30 protein-coding genes are annotated in these 25518 nt (G+C 57.2%); 12 read left to right on the top strand and 18 right to left on the bottom strand.

The features are described 5' to 3' along the window. Positions 1-128 precede the first annotated feature (128 nt). Entirely contained in the window at positions 129-1373 is a 1245-nt protein-coding gene (locus RYB66_RS23915) for an MFS transporter (protein WP_019740751.1), read from the bottom strand. Between the two features lie 104 nt (positions 1374-1477). Here RYB66_RS23915 and RYB66_RS23910 point away from each other — a divergent pair, with 104 nt between their 5' ends. Further along, positions 1478-2359, top strand: a complete 882-nt coding sequence (locus RYB66_RS23910; RefSeq protein ID WP_316895652.1) for a LysR substrate-binding domain-containing protein — start codon at positions 1478-1480, stop codon at positions 2357-2359. 41 nt (positions 2360-2400) lie between these two features. On the opposite strand, the gene RYB66_RS23905 is transcribed toward RYB66_RS23910, so the two are convergent. Next, positions 2401-2667, bottom strand: coding sequence for an accessory factor UbiK family protein (locus RYB66_RS23905; RefSeq protein WP_316895650.1), 267 nt, complete (start codon positions 2665-2667; stop codon positions 2401-2403). A 99-nt stretch (positions 2668-2766) separates the two neighbouring features. On the opposite strand from RYB66_RS23905, the gene RYB66_RS23900 reads away from it, so the two are divergent. The 5 genes from RYB66_RS23900 (at position 2767) to sutA (ending at position 5891) form a co-directional block, all read left to right on the top strand. Continuing rightward, positions 2767-2889, top strand: a complete 123-nt coding sequence (locus RYB66_RS23900) for a hypothetical protein (protein ID WP_255872753.1) — start codon at positions 2767-2769, stop codon at positions 2887-2889. Positions 2890-3085: 196 nt separating this feature from the next. Further along, positions 3086-3424 carry a P-II family nitrogen regulator gene (gene glnK, locus RYB66_RS23895; RefSeq protein WP_002555808.1) on the top strand — a complete coding sequence of 113 codons (339 nt, stop codon included), beginning with the start codon at positions 3086-3088 and terminating at the stop codon, positions 3422-3424. Positions 3425-3457: 33 nt separating this feature from the next. Then, a complete protein-coding gene (locus tag RYB66_RS23890) occupies positions 3458-4795 on the top strand; it encodes an ammonium transporter (RefSeq protein WP_004663188.1) in 1338 nt (445 codons plus the stop codon). Positions 4796-5037: 242 nt separating this feature from the next. Next, entirely contained in the window at positions 5038-5463 is a 426-nt protein-coding gene (locus tag RYB66_RS23885; RefSeq protein WP_005743175.1) for a secondary thiamine-phosphate synthase enzyme YjbQ, read from the top strand. Between the two features lie 98 nt (positions 5464-5561). Continuing rightward, positions 5562-5891 (top strand): transcriptional regulator SutA, encoded by a 330-nt coding sequence (gene sutA / locus RYB66_RS23880; RefSeq protein WP_002555811.1) that lies wholly within the window; start codon positions 5562-5564, stop codon positions 5889-5891. A 74-nt stretch (positions 5892-5965) separates the two neighbouring features. On the opposite strand, the gene RYB66_RS23875 is transcribed toward sutA, so the two are convergent. The 6 genes from RYB66_RS23875 to lptM are packed head-to-tail and all read right to left on the bottom strand — an operon-like array spanning position 5966 to position 10539. Beyond that, a complete protein-coding gene (locus tag RYB66_RS23875; RefSeq protein ID WP_004659608.1) occupies positions 5966-6658 on the bottom strand; it encodes an HAD family hydrolase in 693 nt (230 codons plus the stop codon). Beyond that, positions 6651-7550 (bottom strand): tyrosine recombinase XerC, encoded by a 900-nt coding sequence (gene xerC, locus RYB66_RS23870; RefSeq protein ID WP_005782331.1) that lies wholly within the window; start codon positions 7548-7550, stop codon positions 6651-6653. Before xerC ends, RYB66_RS23875 begins: the two co-directional genes overlap by 8 nt. Before the next feature lie 2 nt (positions 7551-7552). Continuing rightward, positions 7553-8287, bottom strand: a complete 735-nt coding sequence (locus RYB66_RS23865) for a DUF484 family protein (protein WP_002555814.1) — start codon at positions 8285-8287, stop codon at positions 7553-7555. A 13-nt stretch (positions 8288-8300) separates the two neighbouring features. After that, a complete protein-coding gene (gene dapF, locus RYB66_RS23860) occupies positions 8301-9131 on the bottom strand; it encodes a diaminopimelate epimerase (RefSeq protein ID WP_004659606.1) in 831 nt (276 codons plus the stop codon). A 4-nt stretch (positions 9132-9135) separates the two neighbouring features. After that, complete coding sequence (gene lysA, locus RYB66_RS23855) at positions 9136-10383, bottom strand: diaminopimelate decarboxylase (protein WP_005743170.1); 1248 nt, start codon at positions 10381-10383, stop codon at positions 9136-9138. 9 nt (positions 10384-10392) lie between these two features. Beyond that, complete coding sequence (gene lptM, locus RYB66_RS23850) at positions 10393-10539, bottom strand: LPS translocon maturation chaperone LptM (RefSeq protein WP_002555817.1); 147 nt, start codon at positions 10537-10539, stop codon at positions 10393-10395. A 238-nt stretch (positions 10540-10777) separates the two neighbouring features. On the opposite strand from lptM, the gene cyaY reads away from it, so the two are divergent. The 3 genes from cyaY to rnk all read left to right on the top strand — a co-directional run bounded on the left by cyaY (position 10778) and on the right by rnk (position 11888). Next, positions 10778-11110, top strand: coding sequence for an iron donor protein CyaY (cyaY, locus tag RYB66_RS23845; RefSeq protein WP_002555818.1), 333 nt, complete (start codon positions 10778-10780; stop codon positions 11108-11110). Positions 11111-11112: 2 nt separating this feature from the next. Continuing rightward, positions 11113-11343 (top strand): DUF1289 domain-containing protein, encoded by a 231-nt coding sequence (locus RYB66_RS23840; protein ID WP_044295754.1) that lies wholly within the window; start codon positions 11113-11115, stop codon positions 11341-11343. 137 nt (positions 11344-11480) lie between these two features. Then, a complete protein-coding gene (rnk, locus tag RYB66_RS23835; protein ID WP_005743168.1) occupies positions 11481-11888 on the top strand; it encodes a nucleoside diphosphate kinase regulator in 408 nt (135 codons plus the stop codon). A gap of 169 nt (positions 11889-12057) precedes the next feature. On the opposite strand, the gene RYB66_RS23830 is transcribed toward rnk, so the two are convergent. The 7 genes from RYB66_RS23830 to RYB66_RS23800 form a co-directional block, all read right to left on the bottom strand. Next, positions 12058-14904: a class I adenylate cyclase gene (locus RYB66_RS23830; RefSeq protein ID WP_316895647.1), complete on the bottom strand. Its 2847-nt coding sequence runs from the start codon at positions 14902-14904 to the stop codon at positions 12058-12060. Between the two features lie 183 nt (positions 14905-15087). Continuing rightward, positions 15088-15336 (bottom strand): TIGR02647 family protein, encoded by a 249-nt coding sequence (locus RYB66_RS23825; RefSeq protein ID WP_002555822.1) that lies wholly within the window; start codon positions 15334-15336, stop codon positions 15088-15090. A gap of 217 nt (positions 15337-15553) precedes the next feature. Continuing rightward, positions 15554-15829 (bottom strand): hypothetical protein, encoded by a 276-nt coding sequence (locus RYB66_RS23820; protein WP_005743165.1) that lies wholly within the window; start codon positions 15827-15829, stop codon positions 15554-15556. Positions 15830-15920: 91 nt separating this feature from the next. Next, on the bottom strand, positions 15921-17252 hold the full coding sequence (gene gltP, locus RYB66_RS23815; protein WP_002555824.1) for a glutamate/aspartate:proton symporter GltP: 1332 nt from the start codon (positions 17250-17252) through the stop codon (positions 15921-15923). 456 nt (positions 17253-17708) lie between these two features. Then, complete coding sequence (rimK, locus tag RYB66_RS23810; protein WP_003318100.1) at positions 17709-18614, bottom strand: 30S ribosomal protein S6--L-glutamate ligase; 906 nt, start codon at positions 18612-18614, stop codon at positions 17709-17711. Next, positions 18611-19054: an ATP-dependent zinc protease gene (locus tag RYB66_RS23805; RefSeq protein WP_170947379.1), complete on the bottom strand. Its 444-nt coding sequence runs from the start codon at positions 19052-19054 to the stop codon at positions 18611-18613. The genes rimK and RYB66_RS23805 overlap by 4 nt, the downstream gene beginning before the upstream one ends. A 49-nt stretch (positions 19055-19103) precedes the next feature. Beyond that, on the bottom strand, positions 19104-19886 hold the full coding sequence (locus tag RYB66_RS23800; RefSeq protein WP_002555827.1) for an EAL domain-containing protein: 783 nt from the start codon (positions 19884-19886) through the stop codon (positions 19104-19106). A 170-nt stretch (positions 19887-20056) separates the two neighbouring features. On the opposite strand from RYB66_RS23800, the gene RYB66_RS23795 reads away from it, so the two are divergent. From RYB66_RS23795 to RYB66_RS23785, 3 genes are all read left to right on the top strand, one after another. Beyond that, on the top strand, positions 20057-20464 hold the full coding sequence (locus tag RYB66_RS23795) for an RNA-binding S4 domain-containing protein (protein ID WP_316884784.1): 408 nt from the start codon (positions 20057-20059) through the stop codon (positions 20462-20464). Positions 20465-20635: 171 nt separating this feature from the next. Further along, positions 20636-21538, top strand: a complete 903-nt coding sequence (gene hslO / locus RYB66_RS23790; protein WP_316884785.1) for an Hsp33 family molecular chaperone HslO — start codon at positions 20636-20638, stop codon at positions 21536-21538. A 179-nt stretch (positions 21539-21717) separates the two neighbouring features. Beyond that, the gene (locus RYB66_RS23785) at positions 21718-23262 is read left to right on the top strand and encodes a phosphoenolpyruvate carboxykinase (RefSeq protein WP_005743163.1); all 1545 of its coding nucleotides are present in this window, start codon (positions 21718-21720) and stop codon (positions 23260-23262) included. A gap of 145 nt (positions 23263-23407) precedes the next feature. On the opposite strand, the gene RYB66_RS23780 is transcribed toward RYB66_RS23785, so the two are convergent. The 3 genes from RYB66_RS23780 to RYB66_RS23770 are packed head-to-tail and all read right to left on the bottom strand — an operon-like array spanning position 23408 to position 25380. Further along, positions 23408-23593 carry a T6SS amidase immunity protein Tai4 family protein gene (locus RYB66_RS23780; RefSeq protein ID WP_316892709.1) on the bottom strand — a complete coding sequence of 62 codons (186 nt, stop codon included), beginning with the start codon at positions 23591-23593 and terminating at the stop codon, positions 23408-23410. 54 nt (positions 23594-23647) lie between these two features. Beyond that, positions 23648-24070, bottom strand: a complete 423-nt coding sequence (locus RYB66_RS23775) for a hypothetical protein (protein WP_081023582.1) — start codon at positions 24068-24070, stop codon at positions 23648-23650. A 5-nt stretch (positions 24071-24075) separates the two neighbouring features. After that, on the bottom strand, positions 24076-25380 hold the full coding sequence (locus RYB66_RS23770; protein WP_316895645.1) for a DUF6402 family protein: 1305 nt from the start codon (positions 25378-25380) through the stop codon (positions 24076-24078). Positions 25381-25518: the final 138 nt, after the last annotated feature.

Below are 25518 nucleotides of genomic sequence, written 5' to 3'. Positions count from 1 at the left end.
TCAGAGGCCCCATCAGTGCAGGGTGAGACGGGTCCGCAGGCAGCGCAGCCTCATGGCTCAGATGGTCGCGACCATAATTGAGTAGCCCGCCACAACTCAAGAAACAGCGGTCAGCAGGGGAATCGGTCTCAGGTTGAACGGGGTGCCAGTGCATAGCTTTTTTCAACGCGCGGGAACAACGGCACCGTCAACAGCGCGCAGAAGGCTGCTGCCAGCCACACCACTCCCCAGGAAAAGTGAGTCATGAGAGAGGATGCAGCGATGGGCGTTGCGAACAGCACCACAAACACGCAGGTATTGCCCATGGCCAAGGCTGTACCCGCCCGACTCGCACCCGCCAGTGTGGCAAGTTCGGTATAGGCGACACCGTGCCAGGCGGACACGCTGATTCCAGCAATGATCATGACGCCGATAATCAGACCGCTGGCCAGCGCAGTTTCACTCAAGCCATAGAACCCCGCTGCCGACACCAAGGTGCCCAGCGCCAAAAAAGTCAGGGTGCTTAACCAGGCACACGTCTTGAGGTAGGCACGTCGGTTTTTGTTTTTGTCGGTCCAGCGTCCGCTCCATATTCTGCTGACAATCGCGCCGACCTGGATAATCGCCAACGTGGTTGAAATCAGCGTGATGTCCATCTTGCTGAAATCATGGAAGAACACCGCCGCATAGGTGAGGATCGCGAATTGAGGCGCGCATAACAGACCGATGGCTAATACGATGCGCCAGACCCTCAGATCCTTTAACGGGCTCGCACTTGTCTCCATGCTCTGTTTTTTTGCAGCGCTGCTGGAGAAGTCGGGTTCATAGAGCCAGAACCCGGCGAACAACGCCGCTATCAGGCAGAACAAGGCTGATGCAGTAAAGACCTCTACAAACCCGTAGGTATAAGCGAGATAGGGCAGCACGATGGCCCCCAAGGCGTAACCGCCCGGAACGGCCGTCTGGCGAATGCTCATGGCCAACCCCCGTTCACCTTCTTTGAACCAGGCCATGATCGCTCGCCCACTGGCTCCGTTGACGCTGCTGCCAAGCAGGCCCACTACGAACAGGCCCAACGCCAGCAATACGACCGTCGGTGCGTAAGAGGCCAGCATGGCCAATATCAGCAATGCAATCCCCGAACTGAGCAGGCCAGTCAGCAGTACGGGACGGTCTCCCCAGCGGTCAGTCAGCAGCCCCCACGGGATCTCGCTGATGGCGATACCCAATCCTAAAACGCCGAGTACAAGCCCCAGCTCGCTGTTATCCAACTGGTAGGTGGCACGCATATAGACCGCCGTCGCGGGCAGCCCCCCTACGACGCTTGAAAAGCTCGCATTGGCGGCCACGCCGACGCCAAGCACTTTCCAACGGTGACCGTTATCGACAGTCATAAGAATCCCACTATTTAATTGGTTGTGGGTCGCAAGATTCTCATGAGAGTATCGTCTCGAATATCAAATTATTTTGCGTGTTCGTCCCAAAAAGCAGGATTGTTATGAGACCGGTGAATTTCGATTTAGATGTCATGCGCAGTTTTGTAACAGGGGTCGAATTGGGCAGTTTTGCCAAGGCCGCGCAAAAACTTGCCCGCTCTACGTCAGCCATTAGTGCCCAATTGAAAAAACTGGAAGCTCAGGCAGGCTCTCCACTCTTCAAGAAAGCCGGACGCAAGCTGGCGTTGACGGACACCGGGGAGGTGTTACTTAACTATTCCAAGCGCCTCTTGAGCCTTAACGACGAGACCATAACGGCAGTGTCGGAGCTCAAACTCAAAGGCTGGGTACGCCTCGGGCTTCAGGAAGACCTGGGCAGTTTCCTGCCGACAGTGCTTGGACGATTCGCCAGAGCCCACCCCGATGTTCGAGTCGAGGCACGTATTGCACGTAATGCAGATCTGTTGAACCGCATCGAAAATGGTTCTCTCGATCTTGCGGTGGCATGGGGAGGTGTAAAAAAGAATGGGTACCAAGAAACGATCGTAGAGCTGCCCATGCAATGGATCGGATCGTCACACCGGTATCTGGACTGGCGTGTCGAGTCAGGCAACCCACTTCCTGTGATTGCATTTGATGCGCCTTGTCCCTTCCATTCAAAGGCCACTGACGCATTGAACCTTGCCGGGATCCCTTGGCATCTTTCCTTTACCAGCTCGAGTCTCAATGGTCTGTCTGCGGCCACCGAGGCTGGATTGGGCTACACCATCAGAACGGCTCTTGGTCTTCAATCGGGCACTGAGCTTCTGAATATCGAAGACCGGGGTTTGCCGGCTCTGCCTTCGATAGCCCTGACGTTGCAAAGGCACGAGGCGAATCCCAATCCTCTGACCGAGCGATTGTCGAGCATGGTGGTACAAGCGATCAGAAGCGAGATCGCCTGATCGCAATGGCCTGACGACCGGCGAAGATATCAGGCCAGGAATTACTCGGCCTTTTCAACACCGCCAGCCTTCTCTTCCATCTCGGCCATCTTGGCCTCCAGCGCTTCCAGGCGGGCGCGGGTGCGGGCGAGGACGGCCATCTGGCTATCGAATTCTTCACGGCTGACCAGGTCCAGTTTGCTGAAGCCGCTTTGCAGCAGGGCCTTGAACTGGGCTTCGAATTCGCTGCGGGGTACTGGCGTTTCGCCGTTGAAAAGACGGGAAGCGTGGCCGCTGAGGGCGTCAAGAAAGGCTTTGGGCGCGAGCATGATGATTTTCCTGAATCAGAAGCCTGCAGTGTAACACGCAGTGTCTATAGTCAATTTGACGGGCCGAGTCGCACGCTTATGGAGCGCTGCGGCGTGCACATGAGCACCATTAGTGTGCATTACCTTGGTCGCGAAGCCGGTTTGACCCGGCAAAACCTGCCCAAGAGCCTGTATTCAATGAATATTCACGAGATGGCAAGCTTTCTGCTTAGTGGCTTATGACCCATGCACTGATGCAGTCGCTGTGACGAATGCAGTGCGGCAGGCGGAGCGGGGAAGTGTTTCGTCAGAAGCGGTTTTCTGGAGTTGGCCTGGCCTGATCAGGCGGCCGACACGTTACAAAGCCAGGCACTGCGCTTAGACTTGAGTCGGGTTTGTTTTCCTGGGGCAAGTCCACCAAATTCGGGAGAAAGTTTTCATGAAGCTAGTCACTGCCATCATCAAGCCGTTCAAACTGGATGACGTTCGCGAGTCGTTGTCTGAAATCGGCGTGCAGGGCATCACCGTCACTGAAGTCAAAGGCTTCGGGCGTCAGAAGGGTCACACTGAGCTTTATCGCGGTGCTGAATACGTCGTCGACTTCCTTCCCAAAGTGAAGATCGATGTCGCCATTGATGACAAGGATCTGGATCGTGTCATCGAAGCCATAACCAAGGCCGCCAACACCGGCAAGATCGGTGACGGCAAGATTTTTGTGGTCAATCTGGAACAGGCCATTCGCATCCGTACCGGCGAGACCGATACAGACGCTATTTAAGCCGCCAAACCCAACGCCCCAGGAGAAAACAATATGACTCTGCGTCAATTCGCAGGGCTCGGTGCCCTGTTGTCCCTCGCATTACCTGGTCTTGCCCTGGCGGCTGACCCAGTGGCCGAGCCGGTGCTGAACTCTGGCGACACCGCATGGATGCTGACCTCGACCGCTCTGGTCCTGTTCATGACCATCCCCGGTCTCGCGCTGTTCTACGGCGGTATGGTTCGCTCGAAGAATATTCTGTCCGTGATGATGCAGTGTTTCGCCATCACCGGTCTGATCAGCATCCTGTGGGTCGTGTACGGCTACAGCATTGCGTTCGATACAACCGGCATGGAAGCGGGCGTCGTCAACTTCAATTCCTTCTTTGGCGGTATGGGTAAAGCGTTCCTGGCAGGCATCACGCCAGCAAGCATTACCGGTCCTGCGGCGTTGTTCCCTGAGGCGGTGTTCGTCACCTTCCAGATGACCTTCGCGATCATTACCCCTGCCCTGATTGTCGGCGCTTTCGCAGAACGCATGAAGTTCTCCGCAATGCTGGTGTTCATGGGTATCTGGTTCACTCTGGTCTACGCGCCAATCGCCCACATGGTCTGGGGTGGCGTCGGTGGCCTGATGTGGGACTGGGGCGTTCTCGACTTCGCTGGTGGCACCGTGGTGCACATCAACGCCGGTGTAGCCGGTCTGGTGGCCTGCCTGGTACTGGGCAAGCGCAAAGGCTTCCCGACCACGCCGATGGCTCCGCACAATCTGGGTTACACCCTGATCGGCGCAGCAATGCTCTGGGTCGGCTGGTTCGGTTTCAACGCCGGTTCCGCCGCTGCGGCCAACGGAACTGCCGGTATGGCGATGCTGGTGACTCAAATCGCTACCGCTGCCGCCGCACTGGGCTGGATGTTCGCCGAGTGGCTGACCCACGGCAAGCCAAGCGCTCTGGGCATCGCGTCGGGCGTGGTTGCCGGTCTGGTCGCTATTACCCCGGCTGCCGGTACAGTCGGCCCGATGGGCGCTCTGATCATCGGTCTGGCGGCAGGCGTGATCTGCTTCTTCTGCGCTACCAGCCTCAAGCGCAAGCTTGGCTACGACGACTCCCTGGATGCGTTCGGCGTTCACGGTATCGGCGGTATCGTCGGCGCGATCCTGACCGGCGTGTTCGCAGCCCCTGCACTGGGCGGCTTCGGCACTGTGACTGACATCGGTGCTCAGGTCTGGATTCAGTTCAAAGGCGTCGCGTTCACCGTCGTTTACACCGCAATCGTGACCTTCATCATCCTTAAAGTCCTGGACGCTGTAATGGGTCTGCGGGTTACCGACGAGGAAGAGTCTGTCGGTCTGGACCTTGCGCAACACAACGAGCGTGGCTACAACTTGTAAGCAGCCGCAGATGCAAAAAAGAATGCCCGGTCTCCGGGCATTTTTTTTGTCTGACGTTTGCGGATATACCGCGGATTTTTGCTGTCATTGACTTTGCCCGCGTCAATGATTTCGGCACCGTGACGCAGCGCAGGTAACGATGTATCGACAGTCTTCGTCAACTTGCAGGGAAGCCGGTTTATTGCGCGCTTTGCTTTTTTCTCAGTCGAGTTAGAATGCGCGCCGAAGGTGCGGAGAACGGTATGTGGCATCAATCCAGAATTGCCTTGCGGGCCAGGCCCCGCGGGTTCCATCTGGTGACTGACGAAATAGTCGCGGGTTTGCCCGCATTACGCGATTGTCGTGTCGGGCTACTGCATGTATGGCTGCAACATACCTCGGCTTCGTTGACCGTCAACGAAAATGCCGATCCGGCGGTACGTCGTGACTTTGAGCGTTTTTTCAACCGTCTGGTGCCCCAGGGCGTGGACGGCTACGAACATGACGACGAAGGCCCTGATGACTTGCCAGCGCATTTCAAGGCCAGTCTGCTGGGCTGCCAGTTGGTTCTGCCGGTGACGGCAGGGCGACTGGCGCTGGGCACCTGGCAAGGTATTTACCTGGGCGAACATCGAGACGCTGGTGGGTCTCGTAACGTCCTCGCCACCCTTCAGGGTGAGTGGATATAACCGCTGGAGTCAGCGGTTATGGAATTTTTCCGATCGCCTTAGCATTTCCGGGCGGTTGGGCTATAACTAATCAGCTTTCGCAAGTCATGAGGTAGAACATGAGCGACGACGACGATACTAACGACGATCTGGTAGACGACCTGGAAGGCGAAGACGGTGAGGAGCTTGCAGCAGCCTCCCCGGAAGACGACGCAGCCGAGCCAGACGATTCCGACGTTCCGGCAGCACCCGCAAAAGGCAAGGCCAAGGCCGCTGTCTCGGTCGATGAACTGCCTAGCGTAGAAGCCAAGAACAAAGAGCGCGATGCTCTGGCGCGTGCCATGGAAGAGTTCCTGGCGCGTGGTGGCAAGGTGCAGGAAGTGGAGGCCAACGTGGTCGCCGATCCGCCCAAGAAGCCTGACAACAAATACGGTAGCCGCCCGATTTAAGGCTGCAGACGCTGTATGAGAAAAAGCCCGCCGTCGCTGCGGGCTTTTTCTATTGAGCGAACATCAGACCGTTTTCAGGCCCAGCGTGCCAGGACTTCCGGCAGCTGCGACAGGTTGTGGATCTCGGCATCCGGCAGCCGGTCTGCGTCCCAGGCCTTGCCTTGCGGGTTGTACCAGATGGCGCGCATGCCCGCCTGTTGGGCACCTGCGATATCGTCCTTCGGGTGATCGCCTACGTGCACGGCTGCGCTGGCATCGACTTTTGCGCGCCGTAACGCTTCCACAAACGGTGCGGGGTCGGGCTTACCGATACCCAGGTCCTCGGCGCACAGCGCGAAGGCAAAATAGTCAGCCAGCCCCAAACGACGCACATCGGCATTGCCATTGGTAATCACGCCCAGCGTGAAGGTCTTGGCGAGAATTTCCAGCATGGGTTGCACCTCAGGGAAAATCTGCACCTGATGGCGGCCATGCAGGAAGACTTCAAAGCCGCGGTCGGCAAGGTCCTGCGCCTCGTCCGGGTCGTAGCCGGCATCTTCGAGCGCATGGAACAGCACGCGGCGTCGCAAGGCGCTGATGCGGTGCTTGAAGGACGGGTCTTCAGCCACAAGGCGCGAGCGAATTTCCCACAGGTGCTCGACAGGAATCGCCCCCAGCTTTGGCGCGTGTTCGGCCAGCCAGTCACGCAGTGTGACTTCGGCACCGGCAATGGCAGGGGCGGTGTCCCAGAGCGTGTCGTCAAGATCAAACGTCACCAGCTTAATCATCTGCAGCTCCTTTACGTTTGGCTCGGGGATGGGCGCTGTCATAAACAGTAGCCAAATGCTGGAAGTCCAGGTGCGTATATATCTGCGTGGTCTTGATGTCCGCATGACCCAGCAGCTCCTGCACGGCGCGCAAGTCCTGTGACGACTCCAGCAGGTGGCTGGCGAACGAGTGACGCAGCATGTGCGGATGCAGGTTCTGCCCTAACTCCCTCTCACCAGCCGCCTTGAGCCGCACTTGAATCGTGCGCGGGCCGAGGCGCTTGCCTTGCTGGCTGACGAACACGGCGTCGTCCTGCGGATTGGTCAGGGCACGCAGCGGCAACCATATTTCCAGCGCCTGGCGAGCCTTGCTACCGACCGGCAGTACGCGGGTCTTGCTGCCTTTGCCCAGGACCTGCACCAGACCGTCGCGCAGGTCCAGTTGGTCCAGGTTCAGGCCCGTCAGTTCGGACAGGCGCAACCCTGATGAGTAAAGCAGTTCCAGAATGGCTTGATCGCGATGAGCCAGAAAATCATCTTCAACGCCACCGTCCAGTAATTGCGCGGTGCGGTCGGTGTCCAGCGTCTTGGGCAGACGCCGGTCGCCCTTGGGCGGTGACAGGCCGTTTGCCGGGTCGTGCTGGCAGATGCCTTCGCGATTGAGGTATTTGTAGAAACCGCGCACCGCCGACAGCATGCGGGCCAGACTGCGTGAAGACTGGCCCTGCTGGTGCTGGCGGGCGGTAAAGCTGCGCAGGTGCTGGATATCCAAATCATTCCAGCTCGACAGTTGCGCCTTCTGGCAATATGCCAGAACCTTGCCCAGATCGCGCCGGTAGGCTTCAAGCGTATGAGGCGACACCTGGCGCTCACTGCGCAGGTGCATGCAGTAGGCGTCCAGATGCTGTTCCATGGCTAGCGAACCGAGCGTAAAGAGTGAGCGAAACGCGGCAGCAGGCGGCTCAGGACGTCGGCGATGTAACTGAGGAACAGGGTGCCGACCGAGCTTTTGTAATGCTGCGGATCACGACTGCCGATGGCCAGCACGCCATGCAGGCCCAGGTGATTGAGGCTGGCGATGGCGGTAGAGCCCACTTCCTTGCCTTGCTCTGCGCCAAACAGGAACGCCAGTTCATGCTCACGCAACGCGCCGCAGATGATCTTCTCGCCAATCAGGCCGCCGATTGCTTTCTGTGCTTCGGCGCTGCTGACCCATCGCCCCACTTGCATCGGGCTGTCACTGAACAGGATCAGGCTGACGAAGGGCACCTGAAAATCCTGACGCAGGCTGTCTTCGACAGCGATGACAAGCTCGTCCAGGCTGGTGGCATCCATCAGGGCGAGGTTCAGGCGTCGGGTCTTTTCGAACAGGCGGTCGTTGTCCCGTGCGACGTCCATCAGCTGCGACAGGCGATGACGCATTTCGATGTTGCGCTCGCGCAGCAGCTTTAGCTGACGCTCGACCAGCGAAACGGTATTGCCACGCTGGTGCGGGATGCGCATCGACACCAGCAGCTCGTCGTGCTCGGCGAAAAAGTCCGGGTGCTCAAGCAGGAAGGCGATGACCGCCTCTGCTTCAAGGTCTGGCGCTGCGCTATCGACAGGCGATTCGCAGGGGGTGCCTGTTGAAGCGGGAGGTTGATCGGTCATGGCAGTTACTCACTCAAAGACGAACTTGGCCTTCATAAACCCTGACGGCGGGGCCGGTCATCATGACAGAATGTCCCGGGCCAGCCCATTCGATGGACAGGCGACCTCCGGGCAGGTCGATCAGCAGCGGCGAATCCATCCAGCCCTGGCTGATGGCAGCAACCGCCGCCGCACAGGCGCCGGTGCCACAGGCCTGGGTTTCCCCGGCACCACGCTCCCAGACACGCAACTGCGCACGCTGACGGTCCACCACGTGGAGAAAGCCCACATTGACCCGTGCCGGAAAGCGCGGGTGATGCTCGATCTTTGGCCCCAGCTCGTGGACCGGCGCGTTATTGATGTCATCGACACGCAGTACTGCATGCGGGTTGCCCATGGACACAGCAGCCAGTTCGATATTCTGCCCGTCTACCTCGACGTTGTAACGGGTGGCCTGCTCTGCGGCCTCGAAAGGTATTTCTTCCGGGACAAACCTGGGTGGCCCCATATCGACGCTGATCTGCCCGTCGCTGCGGATATCCAGCTCAATGATGCCGCTCTTGGTCTCGACGCGTATCTGCTTCTTGGCCGTCAGGCGCTTGTCGAGTACGAAACGGGCAAAGCAGCGCGCGCCGTTGCCGCACTGTTCGACTTCGGAACCATCGGAGTTGAAGATTCGGTAGCGAAAGTCCACATCCGGATTGTTCGGCGCCTCGACCAGCAAAAGCTGATCGAAACCGATACCGGTGTGGCGGTCGCCCCATTGTTTGGCATGCTTGGGCAAGATGTGCGCGTGCTGACTCACAAGGTCCAGGACCATGAAGTCGTTACCCAGCCCGTGCATCTTGGTAAAACGCAGCAGCATGGGATTACTCCGGCAGCAGGCTTTCGCCAGCGAACAGCTCGGCCACGGTTTCGCGACGACGCACTTCAAAAGCCTGGGAACCGTCGACCAGTACCTCAGCAGCACGGCCACGGGTGTTGTAGTTCGAACTCATGACGAAGCCATAGGCACCGGCTGAATGGACCGCCAGCAGATCGCCTTCGGCCAGCGCCAGCTCGCGCCCTTTGGCGAGGAAGTCGCCGGTCTCGCAGATCGGCCCGACGATGTCGTACGCACGAGGTTCGCTGTCACGCGGACGCACTGCTGTGACGTCCATCCACGCCTGATAAAGCGCTGGGCGGATCAGATCGTTCATCGCCGCATCGACGATGGCGAAATCCTTGTGCTCGGTGTGCTTGAGGTATTCGACGCGGGTCAGCAGCGCGCCTGCGTTGGCCACGATGAAGCGCCCCGGCTCGAACAACAGCCCCAGATCACGACCAGCCAGTCGCTCACGCACGGCTTTGATGTAGTCGGCCGCCAGCGGAGGCTCTTCGTCGCGATAACGCACACCAAGACCGCCACCCAGATCGATATGGTGCAGGTGAATGCCGCAATCGCCCAGGCGATCAACCAGGTCCAGCAGGCGATCCAGCGCATCAATGAACGGCTCGAGCGTGGTCAGTTGCGAGCCAATATGGCAGTCGACCCCGATCACTTCCAGGTTTGGCAGTTGCGAGGCGCGAATGTAAACGTCTTCGGCATCTGCAATGGCGATGCCGAATTTGTTTTCTTTAAGGCCGGTGGAGATGTAAGGGTGAGTGCCTGCATCCACATCCGGGTTGACCCGCAGCGATATCGGCGCACGAACGTCAAGCTCGGCAGCCACTTCCTGCAGGCGCTCAAGCTCGTCGGTGGATTCGACATTGAAGCAGTGCACACCAACTTCAAGAGCGCGACGCATGTCTTCACGGGTCTTGCCGACGCCGGAAAACACGATCTTCTCGGCTTTGCCGCCTGCGGCCAGCACACGCTCCAGTTCGCCGCGCGAAACAATGTCGAAACCGGCGCCAAGACGCGCCAGGACATTTAACACGCCCAGATTGGAGTTGGCTTTTACGGCGAAGCAGACCATATGCGGCATGCCGCTCAGCGCATCGGCGTAGGCACGGTATTGCGCCTCTATATGAGCGCGCGAGTAGACATAGGTCGGCGTGCCGAAGCGCTCGGCAATGGCAGACAATGCTACCCCTTCCGCGAACAGCTCACCGTCGCGGTAGTTGAAGGCGTCCATTGAATTCCCTTAAAGGTGCTTGTGCGATTGCGATTTGGCTTGTTCATCCGGAGTTTTGGTGTCATCCGGCAGATACAGCGGGCCTTTCTGGCCGCAGGCTGTAACAAGACAAGCGACCGCGACAAGCGCAGCAAGCGAAGAGATCAGGCGCTTCATGGCGAAATCCTTTGTAAAAGCATTAATTGCGCCCGAGTATACCGACCACCCGGCACCTTGCCTATGCGAGCGGCCTCCCGTCTGGCGTGCCTTTGACGTGAAAGCCGCAGCAGAGCGGTGGTTGATCGGGATTAAAGTGCTCGTGCATCGTCAATGATGAGTAAGCTTTGCATTTGCCTGGCTGCGTCCGTATCTTGCCCCTCTGCGCTATTTGCAGACACTTATCGAGGTTCCCGCAATGAGTTTGACCGAAGCCCGTTTTCACGACCTCGTCGATGCGACGCAGCAGGTGCTGGAAGATGTTTTCGACGAGAGCGGCCTGGATGTCGACCTGGAAAACTCGGCCGGCGTCCTCACCGTCAAGTTCGAAAACGGCTCGCAACTGATCTTCAGTCGTCAGGAGCCGCTTCGTCAGCTGTGGCTGGCAGCCCGCTCCGGCGGTTTCCATTTCGATTATGACGAAGAGAACAGCCGTTGGGCATGCGACACCAGTGATGAGCTGCTCAGCGAAATGCTTGCGCGCATCACCCTTGAGCAAGCCGGTGTCGAACTGGATTTCGACGAGATCTGATCGTGAGCCAGTCCCCCGTTCGACCGCCCAAACCGCTTTTCAGCAACGTCAGCCCGGCTGTACCGTCGCCCTGTATCAGCCTGTGCCGGCTCGATGAGCAGAAGGTTTGCCTCGGGTGCTTCCGTCATGTCGAAGACATCCGCGAATGGCGCTCGGCCGATGACCATCGTCGTCGACAGATTCGCCATGAAGCGGACCAGCGTCGAGCCACTGCGGGCCAGACCGCAGGCTGATGCCGCGTCGGGTTGTGTATTTACTGCGCTGTGTTAGTGTCGGACTCTGCTTCTCCAGATTGAGAGGCCCGTAGAACCCCGCCCACCCCGGCGGGGTTTTGTTTTATTCATGGAGAATAAAGGAGTCTGCCCAGACCATGACCACAGCACCTTCGATCATCCTCACCCGCCTCGACGTACAGCGTCTTGAGAGTTTTATCGCCAGCCAGGACGAAGACACGCCGGGCATCCAGGCGTTGCAGGCCGAACTGGACCGCGCCGATCAGGTAGTGGGCCACGATGAAGTGCCTGCGGGCGTTGTGACCATGAATTCGCGTGTGCATTGCCGTGAAGAAGTCAGCGGCAAGGACTATCACCTCAAGCTGGTTTATCCCCAGGATGCAGGCGCAGACGGCACCGTCTCGGTCCTCGCGCCAATGGGCTCGGCGTTGCTGGGTTTGCAGGTCGGCCAGCACATCGACTGGCCAGCACCGGGCGGCAAGACCCTCAAGCTGACCTTGCTGGCGGTGGAGTATCAGCCGGAAGCAGCGGGCGAGTACGAGTAATCGAAGGCGCTGCATCCGTAAAGCGCCTCCGCATTCAAGAGCGGACGCAGAGCGTCCAGAACGGCATTTCCACGCTGGAGCGTGCGGAACGAGAGGCGGCGCGCAGAACACCTATCGTGCCAGTGCTCGGCGTTGGAACGTTAGGCGCGCGGGGCAGGACAAGCGTACGTCAGGCCTGGTCCATCGCCTCGTTCAACAGCTTTTCCAGCTCGGCCTTGTGATGCAGGAAGAGGATGCTTTGTCCATGCCGGTCATCCAGCAGCCCGGACAGGTCCAGGTCGGTGATGTAACAGCGATAGCGCTGGGGTTCCAGGCGTTTGCCGAGAATTTGCCGGGCAACGGCGGCATACAGCTGATCGCCATATTCCAGCTCGGAAAACTCGCAGTTATCGCAGTACAGCGTGGCGCTCAGCTGTCCGGGCGAGGTTTCTTCGATGATTGCCTGCACGTCATAAAACGCCTTGTCCGCCGCAGTCGGTGCCAACCGATGTTCGACACGCCGGGCAAGCCCAGGGCCAGAAGGCAGCACTTGGTAATAAAGGGTTTCCAGCGAAACCGGCTCGGACGGGTCGTCCAGCGGCAATGACGCGCCTCGGCGATAAACCAGCGAGTGAAGAAAACGCTGCAGTGGCGTCAGCAGGCTTTGTTCGTCGTGATACGGCAGGCGCTGGTGCCAGAGCGAATTGTGTTCGTCCAGCACGTACACGTCGGCATCCGGCTCGTTGATTCGGTAGAACACCTGAATGCATTCAGGCTGACCAAGTGGCAGGATCAGGGCCAGATCGTGGCCATCGAGTGCGTGAGGGTCCAGATGCAAAGGGCTGTACAACGGCAGCTCTTCACCCAGGTAATTGAACAGGCCTGGCAGGCTGTTGACCACTACATGACCGACCTGCCCGGGTTTGATCTCCAGCACGTGATACTGCTGCTGCACTTGAATCAGATAACGATGGTTCAACCGCCTGGCGAGTAATAACCGGGCCGTGCTGATCAGTTCTTCAACCCGCTGAGCGATGGCAGGTGCCCGGTTATGACAGAAGCAGCGCACGCGAATCTGCGGCTGCTTACCGCTCTGCGGCAGGCTGCCGAGCAGTTCGCTCATGCAGTCGAGCAGGGCATGCGGGCCGTCATAGCGGCTGACCAGCGTTTCGTTCCAGGTATTGAGGGTGATCTGGTCCAGCGTCAGCACCAGATTCTCCCGGACACCCGCGTAACTGAGCGAGTCGGTGCGCTCGGTGGTCATCAGAATATTAAGGTCGCGGTGATGCCTGAGCGGGTCGACACCGACATTGACCAGCAACAGTATCTCGCTGGGTGTACTGGGCATGAGCAGCTCATCGTCGCTGACCTCGGGCAGCGGCAGTTCAATACTCTGCTGCAAGGCACCGAGCAGGTTGAACAACTCGAACTCGCTCAAGTCACTGGTGCCCGGATGCAGCGCCACGCGGGTCGTGGTGTCGATCACGTTGTTGCGGTGGCACCAGGTCAGCAGCTCGAGCAATTCCCGGCTGCGTTTGATCGGCGAAAAGTTCGGCCACTCGTGAATACCCAGGTTGCCGTTGTACAGGGCCCACTGATGCTTGCCTGGCTCGCGTTTATCAGGGGAATGCACCAGCGTCAGCGTATCTTCTGCAAGGTCCGGAGCGATGCCCGGATTGATGAACTCGACCTTGCCCGCCTTGCGCTCGAAAGCGGCATACAGGCGCCGACCGAGTATGGTCAGGTCACGAGCATTGAGCGCGTCGGCGGTGCTTTGCGTGCTGGCGAACCGGGTCTGAAAGCGATAGCTGTAATTGAGCTCGTTAACCAGTGCACGACGCTCGCTGGCCACCTGGCGCACTTTCCACTGGCTGCGGCTGTCGAGCAGCGCCAGTTGTCGTTCATCCCAGCCCCACTCAGAGGTCAGGCGCTCCAGCAGCAGGCGTTGCCAACCGGTGTGGCGCTGACGGCTCGAGCCGGTGAGCTTTTTGTTGACCTTCAGGTACAGGCTGCGCCGCACCAGTTCGAGGCGCTCTTGCTCGTTGCGTGCCTGCAGATGCTCTTCGATACGCCGGTACACAACCACGTACGGGTCCAGCTCATCCAGGTCCAGTTGGTTGGCAAACACCGCTTGCTTGAAACGCAGGCTCAGGCACTGCACGCGGGGATGTTCACTGGAGTAAACCTCGATCAGCAGCAGCTTGAGAACAGACTTGTAGGGCGACTCGATACCCTTGAACAACTGCCACAAGCCGGCACCAATAAATTCCGCCGCAGGAATGTGCGACATCGGCCCGAGGTCGAGCACTTCGCTGGCGCGAATGAAGCGTTTGCTCAGCAGGGTATGGGTGTAATCCTCATAGTTCTGCTCTTCATAGACTGGCACCAGCCACCACATCGGGGTGCGCCCTGCGAGCCAGATCGCCGTGCGATAAAACTCATCGAGCAACAGGTAATGCTGGGTAGTGCCGCAGTCGTCAGAGCTGAGCTGCGAGTCGCGGTCCCCACGCTTGAAACGTTGCGGGTCGATCAGGAAAAAGTGCGCCTCTGCCCCCATAGTGGCGGCCCAGGCTTCAAGGGCCTGGCATTTCCTGCGCAGTTCGGCGATGGCCTCCGGCTCCAGTTCGCTGTCGTGACAGACCCATACGTCCATGTCGCTTTGTTCAGCCTGGGCCAGCGTACCGAGGCTGCCCATCAGGAACAGGCCGTGAATCGGCTGAGGAGCGTTACCACGCCGGACCTTGTAAGAGAAGGAGCGTGTCAGGCGTTGCGCTTCGGCCAGCGCCAGCGTGTCCGGTTCGTACTGCGAGACGCCAGCAGGCGTGCCACCGGAAACGTAACCGGGCAGCAGAGGGTGGTTGACGTGAAAGAACAGCGGCAGCAGGGTCAGAACGCTTTGCTGGCGGGTCGACATGCCTTTGAGGGCACGCGCATATCGCCCGTCATTGAGCGACAGGAAACGGTTGCGCAACTGGCTGAGAACCTTGCGGTCGATGCCCTCATCCAGGTCGGGGCGAATTTCAGGATTACGCGTCATCGCAACTCAAGGCATCTGGCCTGTGCAGGCGTGGAATTACTGAGCAAAGATGGCGGAGAAGGTTTGCAGCCGAGAGAAAAGGATTCAGTCGGGTTGTTATTCTGACGCCAGAATCCTGTATCGACCGGCGTTCAGATAAGTGAAGGGCCTGCCACGCTTTTTTGTGCGCAGGCCCTGCGCCTGTCAGGCAGCTTGTTTGGAAACGTTGAGGATGGTCAACAGTGATTGGGCATGTTGAGCGGCCTCAAGCCCGAGGCTGGTCAGATAACCGCCATCGACCTGGGTCGTCAGTCCTTTATCGAAGAGTCTTTTTGCTGCTGCAACGGCAGTGGGTGCCGCTACATGGTGGACTTTCAGGCCTTCCTGGGTGTTTCCCAGATTGAACAGTGCAAGGATTTCCAGTTCGGCAACCAACTCAGGGGTATACGACATAGGTACTCCAGACTTTTTGTAGTAGTACGACCTCGCCGGCTGGCGGGTGCGCTCTGGAATCGACGTGTCCAATCTGCGCTCGTCGGTTCTGGATGACCGTTGAAGCCGGTTTGGCGTGGCAGCCCCGGAGGATCATGCGGCAGCGGGGCATTTGCAGTGTAGTCAGCGTCTGGAGTGTTTGCAGCATATATCTTGCTGGCACGATCTGACCGCAAGGTTACTTTTCCGGGGGCAGATCGGGCAGGGCCCGCAGCGCTGCTTCGTACCATTGCGTATCGAACGGACGGTCCTGCTCCAGCAAGGCGTCGATTTCGATGGCCAGGACGTGCGCCATCATTTCGAGAATGTCTTCACGCTCGTACTTAACCAGGGTAAGCATGTTGAAAACAGCCTTGGCCGCTGGCGGATTACCGGATTCGATCTGGTTCTCGATGGCTTCGATCAGGGTCGAGGCGGCAAATTCTTCTTCGTCATTGTCGAGTGCGTCGTTCATGTTCATTCCTCTGGTAAGGCAGGCAGTCTAACCGGCGACCTGAAAACAACAAACCCCGGAGGTCCGGGGTTTGTCAGCACATTGGCGAAGATCAGTCAGCCGTCGGCTGGCCCATCGGTACAGGTTCCTTGCTGCGCCAGTGCGGCAGGGAGTTCCAGTAGCGCTCGCCCTTTTCATCGTCGTACATGCCTTCCCAGCGCGAGATGACCAGTACGGCCAGCGCGTTGCCGATCACATTCAGGGCCGTACGCGCCATGTCCATGATCCGGTCGACACCGGCAATAAACGCCAGGCCTTCCAGCGGGATACCGGCGCTGCCCAACGTTGCCAGCAGTACCACGAAGGAAACACCCGGCACACCCGCGATACCTTTGGACGTGACCATCAGGGTCAGAACCAGCATCAGCTGCGCGCCAATCGACAGGTCAATGCCGTACAACTGAGCGATGAAGATCGCTGCGATGCTCTGATAGAGCGTCGAGCCGTCGAGGTTGAACGAGTAGCCCGTCGGCACCACGAAGCTGCAGATCGCCTTCGGCGCGCCGTAGGCTTCCATTTTCTGGATCACGCGTGGCAGTACGGTTTCTGAGCTGGCGGTGGAGTAGGACAGAATCAGCTCGTCCTTGAAGATGCGCATCAGCCTGATCACCGAGAAGCCGAATGCCCGAGCGATCAGCCCCAGCACCACGAAGGCAAAGAAGGCGATGGCCACGTACACCAGAATCACCAGCTTGGCGAGCGGCAACAGGGAGGCGAAACCGAAGTTGGCGACGGTCACCGCAATCAGCGCGAACACGCCGATCGGCGCGTAGTTCATGATCATGTGCGTGACCTTGAACATGGTTTCCGAGACGCCCTGAAACAGCTTCACCAGAGGCTCACGGACCTCTGCCTGCAGGCTGGAAAGCCCGAGACCGAACAGCACTGAAAAGAAGATGATCGGCAGCATCTCGCCACGCGCCATGGCAGCAAAGATGTTGGACGGGATCAGGTTGAGAATGGTCGCGATAAACGCGTGATCATGCTGAACTTCGGCCGTTGTCTGCTGGTATTTGGAGATATCCACCGTACCCAGCGTGCTCATGTCGATACCCGTGCCCGGATGGAACACATTGGCCAGCACCAGGCCCACCAGAATGGCGATGGTGGTCACGACTTCGAAATAGAGGATGGTCTTCAGACCGATGCGCCCCAGTTTCTTGGCGTCGCCCACACCCGCGATGCCTACAATCAGCGATGCGACAACGATAGGGATAACGATCATCTTGATCAGACGAATGAAGATATCGCCCGCAGGCTGCAGGAGATTGGTGATCCACCAGGCCTTCTCGGCGCTGAAATGGTTGAGCAGCGCACCCACCGCGATACCCAGTACCAGTCCGATAAGAATCTGCCAAGCCAGACTCAGCTTTGCCTTCTTCATATTATTACCCTTGTTCAAAGTGGCTTGGGCAAGTCCAAGACCGATGCGCCGAGCGTGCTTTTCAAAGCAGTTTCAGGGCAGGGGATCCCTTTGGAAATGTCCCGAGAAGGTCACCGCAGACGAGCATCCCGGCTCTGTAGCAGGCGAAAAAAGTCGCAACTATTCCCATGGCACGCGCATACGTCTAATGCCGTAAACGACTACCTCATGCTCAATCGGCATACAAATAAGCAGAAATGTGTTGATTTATGTCGCGAGGCGAGAGGGCGATTCGGCGCGAAGGTGGCTAAAACGTCGTCTTCGGCCTGATGGAGAGAAGCGGGTTTGCAGAAAGAAGATAGCGCTGCTGAATCGATTACTCGGCGCATTTAACAGATGTACGGTAGTGAAGTGCCCAGGCCAGCTTATCCGCAGACAAGCTCATGGCCTGAGCGATTGAGTCGAGTCGCCGCCCTGTCAGCCTTTTCCTTTGGTGCGGGTCATGTGCGGACCGCTGTTTTTCTCCAGATACTCGATAATCATCCCGGCCACATCCTTGCTGGTGGTGACTTCAATGCCTTCCAGGCCAGGTGACGAGTTGACCTCCATCACCAGCGGGCCGTGATTGGAGCGCAGAATATCCACACCCGCCACACTCAAGCCCATGACCTTGGCTGCACGCAATGCAGTCATGCGTTCTTCCGGGGTGATCTTGATCAGGCTGGCACTGCCGCCACGGTGCAGGTTGGAACGAAACTCGCCCGGTTTGGCCTGACGCTTCATCGAGGCGATGACCTTGTCACCGACAACGAAGCAGCGAATATCGGCACCGCCCGCTTCCTTGATGTACTCCTGCACCATGATGTCCTGCTTGAGACCCATGAAGGCTTCAATCACCGATTCGGCTGCCGTAGCGGTTTCGCACAGCACCACGCCGATGCCCTGAGTGCCTTCCAGCACCTTGATGACCAGCGGCGCGCCGTTGACCATCTGGATCAGGTCGGGAATATCGTCAGGCGAGTGGGCAAAGCCTGTCACCGGCAAGCCGATGCCCCGACGTGACAGCAGTTGCAGCGAGCGCAACTTGTCGCGCGAGCGGGCAATGGCGACCGACTCATTGAGCGGAAACACGCCCATCATTTCAAACTGACGCAACACCGCACAGCCATAGAAAGTCACCGAGGCACCGATGCGCGGAATCACCGCATCAAAGCCCTCCAGAGGTTTGCCGCGGTAGTGGATCTGCGGCTTGTGGCTGGCGATGTTCATATAGGCGCGCAGGGTGTCGATCACCACCATCTCATGGCCACGCTCGATGCCAGCTTCGACCAGACGACGGGTGGAATACAGACGCGGATTACGCGAAAGCACAGCGATCTTCATGCAACACCTGAGGAAGTAGAGGCCGGGAACACCGGCTTGTCTTGTACGTAAGTTATGCCCGGATTGACCACCAGTTGGCCGTCGATCAGCGCTTTGGAACCCAGCAGCAGTCGATAACGCATCGACTTGCGGCAAGCCAGTGTGAATTCCACTGGCCAGATACGATCACCCAGGGCCAGCGTGGTGCGAATGACGTAACGCACCTGCGCGTGGCCGTTGGAGCTTTTAATGGTTTTCATGGCGACCAGTTGCGCCTCGCAGCGGCGATGCCGCAACTGAACCACAGTGCCCAGATGCGCGTTGAAGCGCACCCATTTCTGGCCATCGCGCTCAAAAGGTTCGATTTCGGTGGCATGCAGGCTTGACGTGCTCGCACCGGTATCGATTTTTGCCCGCAGGCCCGCCACCCCCAGGTCGGGAAGCGCTACCCACTCGCGCAGGCCGATGACTGTCAGATGGTCGAATGTTTTCAATGCAATTCCGTATGTCTCAAGACTTCTGCCAGACGTCAGGTGCTATCTGCGCCAGGGCTTTGAATGCAGGTTTGGCGAACAGATAGCCCTGCATCAGGAAAATGCCGCAATCGGCGAGAAAGTCCCGCTCCTCAACCTGCTCTATACCTTCGGCAATGAGCTTAATCCCCAAGTCCGAACACATTGTGACAACACCCCGAACAATAGCCTGACGCGCGCGATCACGATGAATGTCGCGAATCAGGTTCATGTCGAGCTTTATCAGGTCTGGCTGAAAGTCCGCGAGCAGCGTCAGCCCGGAATACCCGGCACCGAAATCATCGATGGCGGTCATGAAGCCGAACTCGCGATACTCGCGCAGAATATTGCTCAAGTGCCCGTTGTTATCCACATGCTCGCTTTCGATTGTTTCGAAAATCAAACGCTCGACAGGAAAGTCATGCTGCCTGGCGGCCTCCAGCGTGCTGCGGATACACAGCTCGGGACGATACACGGCGTTGGGCAAAAAGTTGATCGATAAACGCTCGTTCATGCCTAGTTTCGCGGCACCGGCGATGGCGGTGGTCCGACAGGCCTGATCGAAGCGGTAGCGGTTCTGGTCGTTGACCTGACTCAGAACGGACATCGCACCTTCGCCATTGGGGCCACGAACCAGCGCCTCGTGAGCGAAAATCGACTGGTCGTGAAGGTTCACGATCGGTTGATACGCGTAGTCAAACGAGAAATCCAGTTCCGGACTGCCCGTGCATCCCGCGCACCCTTTTCTGGGGGCGGTCAACGAAGTTGGAAAATCTGTCACGTCGCGCTCCATGTAGGGGTCGGGCAATGAAAAGGGGAATAGCTGTTTTTGACAAGCAAGGATCGGTTACTTCATGTTCGTGTGGGTATGTACACATCAGGCGAGCGACGCAGTCGCGTTTCCTGATGAGCCCGATAACGTTCAGACTGCTGCACTGATGAGGAATTCAAATGGCGCAAAAGCCGGAAGAAGATGACAAGGTCCGTCTGGATAAATGGCTGTGGGCCGCACGTTTTTTCAAAACACGCGCATTGGCCAAAGCAGCTATCGAAAGCGGCAAGGTGCACTGTCGCGGCGAACGTTGCAAGCCCGGCAAGGAGCCTCGTCCAGGCGACGAGTTTCAGATTCGCATGGGCTTCGATGAGCGCACGATAGTGGTCGAAGCGTTGTCCACCGTTCGCCGGGGTGCGCCTGAGGCGCAGACGCTGTATAGCGAGACACCGGACAGCATCGCCAAAAGAGAACGCGCGGCCGCTCAGCGCAAGGCTGGCAACCTGGGTGTAACTACCGACGGAAAGCCCACCAAGAAGCAACGCCGGGAGCTTTTTGGTTTCCGTGCCAGCCACAACAACGACTGAAAACAGCGCATGGCGGCTCCGGCGATCAGCCCGAACGGCCAACCCGCTTGGAAGCGCACCGGATAGCTCCTAAAATGCCGGTCAATCCGCATGGCCACGGCGCTTTCGAGTGCCGGACGGTGCTTGCTCAGCCGCGTGCCATCCACTGTCATTACTTCAGATACCTTCCCTATGCATGATTTACCGGACACCGATTTCACCCAGCGCTTCATCTTCGACGAAAGCGACGTTCGTGGAGAGCTGGTAGCCCTTGAACGCAGTTATGCCGAAGTACTCGCCAAGCACCCGTACCCGGAGCCGGTCGCGCAGTTGCTGGGAGAACTGATGGCTGCCGCCGCTCTGCTGGTCGGCACCCTCAAGTTCGACGGACTGCTGATTTTGCAGGCGCGCTCCAGCGGCGCTGTACCGCTGCTGATGGTCGAATGCTCCAGCGAACGTGAGCTGCGCGGTATCGCCCGCTATGACGAAACGCTCATCACGCCAGACGCGGGCCTGCAGGACCTGATGCCTGATGGTTCGCTGGCATTGACTGTCGACCCGCACAAGGGCAAGCGCTATCAGGGCGTTGTGGCGCTGGATGGCGTCGACCTGTCGGAAAGCCTCTCTAACTACTTCGTGATGTCCGAGCAGTTGGGCACCCGTTTCTGGCTCAAGGCTGACGGTCATCGCGCCCGCGGCCTGCTGCTGCAGCAACTGCCTGCCGCACAGATCACCGACCCGGAAGAGCGCGATGCCAGCTGGGAACATGTCATTACCCTCGCCAGCACCCTGACTGCCGAAGAAATGCTCGGCCTGGACAACCAGACCATTTTGCATCGCCTGTATCACGAAGACCCGGTGCGCCTGTTCGACGCTCAGCCAATCTGTTTCCGCTGCAGTTGCTCGCGCGAGCGCTCGGCCAACGCACTGGTCAGTCTTGGCCTGGAGGACGCGCAGCAACTGGTCATCGAGCACAACGGCAGCATCGAGATCGACTGTCAGTTCTGCAACGAGCGCTACCTGTTCGATGCCACTGACGTTGCACAGCTGTTTGCTGGCGGCGGTGTCGATTCGCCATCTGACACGCGCCATTGATCAACGCGTAAAGCCCCTCAGAATACGGTATGGGCCCTTGTAATGCTGTTCTGACAGGAGGGTCCTACCATTTCTGGGCATTTCTGGCATAATCCGGCCCACTTTTACGCTGTAGTAGTGGTTGTTTTTTTACTACAAAACCGTTTGGAGCACTCGGCTACAGGCCGACGGGGAACCTCATGACGCAAATCAACAACGCTGTGCACACCGATCTGAGCACCGACGAACTGGTCAAGGAAGCCCTTGCCCGTAACGAAGGCGTACTTTCCGACACTGGCGCACTGGTTGTGGAGACAGGCCATCGTACTGGCCGTTCGCCGGTCGATCGTTTCATTGTTGAAGAGCCGAGCACCCAGGACGCCATCGCCTGGGGCCCGATCAACCGCAAGTTTCCGGCCGAGAAATTCGACGCCTTGTGGAACCGTGTCGGTGCATACCTGGCCGAGCGCGAGCGCTTCGTTTCCCACGTTCATGTAGGCTCCGATCCTGCGCACTACCTGCCCGTCAAGATGACCACCGAAACTGCGTGGCACAACCTGTTCGGCCGTTGCCTGTTCATCAACCCTGAACAGTACAACCCGGCTGGCAAGGACGAGTGGGAAATCCAGAACGCGCCATGGTTCGTTTGCGACCCTGAGCGTGACGGCACCAACTCCGACGGCACCGTGATCATCAACTTCGCAGCCCGCAAGGTGCTGATCGCAGGCATGCGTTATGCCGGCGAAATGAAGAAAGCCATGTTCTCGGTGCAGAACTTCCTGCTCCCGGCTTCCGACGTTCTGCCGATGCACTGCGCAGCCAACATGGGCGAAGAGGGCGATGTAACCCTGTTCTTCGGCCTGTCCGGCACCGGCAAGACCACCCTGTCCGCCGATGAAAGCCGTTACCTGATCGGTGACGACGAGCACGGCTGGGGCGAAGGCGTGGTGTTCAACATCGAAGGCGGTTGCTATGCCAAGTGCATCGACCTGTCCGAGAAGAACGAGCCGGTCATCTGGAAAGCCATTCAGCACGGCGCCGTACTGGAAAACGTCGTACTCGATCCGGTCACCAAAAAAGCCGACTACGCCGACAGCAGCCTGACCCAGAACAGCCGTGCGGCCTACCCGCGTGAACTGATCGAAAAACGCGCACCGAAAAACCTCGGCGGCGAGCCAAACGCCGTGATCTTCCTGACCTGCGACCTGACCGGCGTCCTGCCACCGGTGTCGATCCTCAGTGAAGAACAGGCTGCCTACCACTTCCTGTCGGGTTACACCGCACTGGTCGGTTCGACCGAAATGGGTTCGGGTTCGGGCATCAAGTCCACCTTCTCCACCTGCTTCGGCGCCCCGTTCTTCCCGCGTCCGGCTGGCGAATACGCTGAATTGCTGATCAAGCGCATCCGCGGCTTCAAATCCAAGGTCTACCTGGTCAACACCGGCTGGACCGGCGGTGGCTACGGCGTCGGCAAGCGCTTCAACATCCCGACCACCCGTGGCGTGATCGCAGCCATCCAGAGCGGCGCACTGATCGGTGCAGAAACCGAGCACCTGGACACCATCAACCTCGACGTACCGAAATCGGTACCCGGCGTCGACACCGGCCTGCTCAACCCACGCAACACCTGGGCTGACAAAGCTGCCTACGACGAAGCCGCCAAGGCCCTGGCTGGCCTGTTCGTGGAGAACTTCAAGAAGTTCGACGTGAGCGACGCCATCAAGGCTGCGGGTCCGAAGTTGTAATTAGCGTCCTCTAAAAAAACCGCCTTCATCAGGCGGTTTTTTTTGGTCCTGGAATTGAGTACTTGATATAGAACCGTTCAGATTGCGACTCGACGATTGAATAGCGTCCGCACAACCTCCGTGTAAATATCAGCGTTGGCGTCAGTCATTTATTATCTTGCCTGTAGGTAGGGCCCGGCTTTATTACAAACTTCTTTACCAGAGCATTGAGTTCTTTACCGGGGTAGAGATCAAGGCACTTCAATAAATAAAACTTTACGCCCTTTACTTCAGAGTCAATCAGAGGGCTCGTACAGTCTCTGGCTAAATCCTTATCAATGAGCGCTTCCACTGCATCAGGGCTTCTCTAATATCCGTAATAAGCCCATTCGTATGAGGACCAAAATTATAGGGGAAGCCTTGCCCGAATCCACTCCAAGCGTGTAGGAGGCATAGTGATTGCGTGATCTTTCTGCTCCTTGTCGTCTTGATAGGTAATACTGCTTTCAGAAAACTTAAGCGGCTCATGTCCGGGCTGGCCGTCCCAAAAGATCCTATAGTATCTCCTGGCTAACAGCTCGCCTTGATCGTCGAAGATAGTCAGCCGGACCCTCTCCATGCCATCGCCATTAAAAAGACTGTTGTTGAGTCCGGCTCCGCAAATATTTATTATAAATTTCTCATTGTCGAAGTTTTTTGTGCCTCCGTTTAATTCTTTAGTGTGGTTGTAGCTCTGGCAGTCAGTATTGTCTAGCACGTTAAATGCAGTGGAGTAAATAACCAAAGCAATAAATATAAAAACAAAGAAGAAAAAAGACCTGAGGTACATTTTTCTTACATGGGCTCTGAGGGTTTGCATAATGTATCCAGCTTTATGATAATAGGCTTTTTTAGTTTATGTATTTCAGGTCTGCTGTAAATCATAAAATCGCCACCCCGACCATGCTTTTCTCTCCACTCACTATAAGAGCTATTGTACACAGGCCAGTAAACATCTTTTTCCATAAATTTTCTGACAATACCTGTTCTTTTATCTACTGGCTTGTCAATCTGGCCGCCAGGCAAATCGTCCCAATTGATTTTAGTTTCAGTTATAGGAGTATTACCCATATTAGTATGAATTTTCTTACCGTCAACAAGATCACTGACAACGGCAGAGTAGGAAAGAATCATGTCATTTTTGTTCCAGTGCCCTAGATATTGACTATTGCCATCATTTTTGTCGTTAAAGGAATAGTTATCTTTCAGGTAGGTATATACACTAGTAATGGTCGCCGTAGCTTCAGCGCAAAAAGTTTTGGTTCTGGCTGTATCGTCATATCTGTAAAATTTTTCCACAGCAACTTCAACCCTGCCAATAGCAGCATAGATATTAAAATTTCCTAGCGTGGCAGTGAGGTCAGTTAAACTCATGCCGTCAAGAGTGTTACTTGTTGATATTGCCTGAAACTGAATTTGCCAGTCAATATGAAACTGCCTGATATCCCCTATCCAAGGAGACGTATCAAAGGAAAGATTTGCTGCCGAACTAGAATCATCGAATTTATTTTTTACATGCTTGAGGATTTTTTGTTTAGCACCTGCAATTGCTTTTTCAGAATGAATTTTTTCTTCAATTAATTCATTAAATTTTTCTGCTACGCTTCCATACTTAAAAGCCCATTTTAATGTCACTGTTGTGTCATTAATGGGTTGAACTGAATTGGGTTGGTCATTGTAGATATGCTTAGGGCTAGCGAACCACCGTTTGGCGATCTTGGCAGCTGTCGGCCAACCTATTTTGTCCATGGCCAAAGGAATATCCTGAAGATCAAACTCTGGAAGCTTTTCCTTATCTTCCGCATCGCGCTCTCGCGTATAGGGCTTTGAGGGTTTAGTTTCCCCGGAGGATGGTTTATTATTTTTAACTTCAGTAAGCGATCTCTTACCTCCCGCTTCTGTTTGTTGCGCCATACGTTGCTCTTTACTGCGCTCTGTGGGCTTTAAGACTGCTTGACCAGGCGCGCAACGATTATAGGAGATTTTTTGCGGAGTATTGATGGGGACAGCCCCCTCTAGGCCATCATTTTCTTTCCATACTTTGCCACGAAAAATAGACCGTTTCATCGTGTAGTAAGGTATTTTCTTTACGTCAGCCATAAACCCGTTCCTTGGTAAAACAATAAAATCCCAAATCCGCTCAGCACCTCTCGCGCAGCGGCAGAACTGCCGGAGCAACGTAATGCAGATCTGCATTGTTTAGCCTGTGTACCCAAACCGTCAATTTCGCTGCGCACC

The organism is Pseudomonas syringae group sp. 243L2, from assembly GCF_032587875.1.
Lineage (GTDB): Bacteria > Pseudomonadota > Gammaproteobacteria > Pseudomonadales > Pseudomonadaceae > Aquipseudomonas > Aquipseudomonas amygdali.
Note: the sequence above shows the minus strand (reverse complement) of the source record. Positions and strands in the feature narration are given on the sequence as shown.

What these genes read in the sequence shown, in the direction of transcription:
- hslO (WP_316884785.1), top strand. Translation starts at nt 20,636, where the DNA reads ATGCATGATTTACCGGACACCGATTTCACCCAGCGCTTCATCTTCGAC.
- RYB66_RS23910 (WP_316895652.1), top strand. Translation starts at nt 1,478, where the DNA reads ATGAGACCGGTGAATTTCGATTTAGATGTCATGCGCAGTTTTGTAACA.
- gltP (WP_002555824.1), bottom strand. Translation starts at nt 17,252, where the DNA reads ATGAAGAAGGCAAAGCTGAGTCTGGCTTGGCAGATTCTTATCGGACTG.
- RYB66_RS23820 (WP_005743165.1), bottom strand. Translation starts at nt 15,829, where the DNA reads ATGAACGACGCACTCGACAATGACGAAGAAGAATTTGCCGCCTCGACC.
- rimK (WP_003318100.1), bottom strand. Translation starts at nt 18,614, where the DNA reads ATGAAGATCGCTGTGCTTTCGCGTAATCCGCGTCTGTATTCCACCCGT.
- RYB66_RS23770 (WP_316895645.1), bottom strand. Translation starts at nt 25,380, where the DNA reads ATGGCTGACGTAAAGAAAATACCTTACTACACGATGAAACGGTCTATT.
- cyaY (WP_002555818.1), top strand. Translation starts at nt 10,778, where the DNA reads ATGAGTTTGACCGAAGCCCGTTTTCACGACCTCGTCGATGCGACGCAG.
- lptM (WP_002555817.1), bottom strand. Translation starts at nt 10,539, where the DNA reads ATGAAGCGCCTGATCTCTTCGCTTGCTGCGCTTGTCGCGGTCGCTTGT.
- glnK (WP_002555808.1), top strand. Translation starts at nt 3,086, where the DNA reads ATGAAGCTAGTCACTGCCATCATCAAGCCGTTCAAACTGGATGACGTT.
- RYB66_RS23875 (WP_004659608.1), bottom strand. Translation starts at nt 6,658, where the DNA reads ATGATTAAGCTGGTGACGTTTGATCTTGACGACACGCTCTGGGACACC.
- RYB66_RS23905 (WP_316895650.1), bottom strand. Translation starts at nt 2,667, where the DNA reads ATGCTCGCGCCCAAAGCCTTTCTTGACGCCCTCAGCGGCCACGCTTCC.
- RYB66_RS23865 (WP_002555814.1), bottom strand. Translation starts at nt 8,287, where the DNA reads ATGACCGATCAACCTCCCGCTTCAACAGGCACCCCCTGCGAATCGCCT.
- RYB66_RS23795 (WP_316884784.1), top strand. Translation starts at nt 20,057, where the DNA reads ATGGCGCAAAAGCCGGAAGAAGATGACAAGGTCCGTCTGGATAAATGG.
- dapF (WP_004659606.1), bottom strand. Translation starts at nt 9,131, where the DNA reads ATGCTGCTGCGTTTTACCAAGATGCACGGGCTGGGTAACGACTTCATG.
- RYB66_RS23830 (WP_316895647.1), bottom strand. Translation starts at nt 14,904, where the DNA reads ATGACGCGTAATCCTGAAATTCGCCCCGACCTGGATGAGGGCATCGAC.
- RYB66_RS23885 (WP_005743175.1), top strand. Translation starts at nt 5,038, where the DNA reads ATGTGGCATCAATCCAGAATTGCCTTGCGGGCCAGGCCCCGCGGGTTC.
- rnk (WP_005743168.1), top strand. Translation starts at nt 11,481, where the DNA reads ATGACCACAGCACCTTCGATCATCCTCACCCGCCTCGACGTACAGCGT.
- RYB66_RS23825 (WP_002555822.1), bottom strand. Translation starts at nt 15,336, where the DNA reads ATGTCGTATACCCCTGAGTTGGTTGCCGAACTGGAAATCCTTGCACTG.
- RYB66_RS23915 (WP_019740751.1), bottom strand. Translation starts at nt 1,373, where the DNA reads ATGACTGTCGATAACGGTCACCGTTGGAAAGTGCTTGGCGTCGGCGTG.
- RYB66_RS23900 (WP_255872753.1), top strand. Translation starts at nt 2,767, where the DNA reads ATGAGCACCATTAGTGTGCATTACCTTGGTCGCGAAGCCGGTTTGACC.
- RYB66_RS23785 (WP_005743163.1), top strand. Translation starts at nt 21,718, where the DNA reads ATGACGCAAATCAACAACGCTGTGCACACCGATCTGAGCACCGACGAA.
- lysA (WP_005743170.1), bottom strand. Translation starts at nt 10,383, where the DNA reads ATGGACGCCTTCAACTACCGCGACGGTGAGCTGTTCGCGGAAGGGGTA.
- sutA (WP_002555811.1), top strand. Translation starts at nt 5,562, where the DNA reads ATGAGCGACGACGACGATACTAACGACGATCTGGTAGACGACCTGGAA.
- RYB66_RS23890 (WP_004663188.1), top strand. Translation starts at nt 3,458, where the DNA reads ATGACTCTGCGTCAATTCGCAGGGCTCGGTGCCCTGTTGTCCCTCGCA.
- RYB66_RS23775 (WP_081023582.1), bottom strand. Translation starts at nt 24,070, where the DNA reads ATGTACCTCAGGTCTTTTTTCTTCTTTGTTTTTATATTTATTGCTTTG.
- xerC (WP_005782331.1), bottom strand. Translation starts at nt 7,550, where the DNA reads ATGGAACAGCATCTGGACGCCTACTGCATGCACCTGCGCAGTGAGCGC.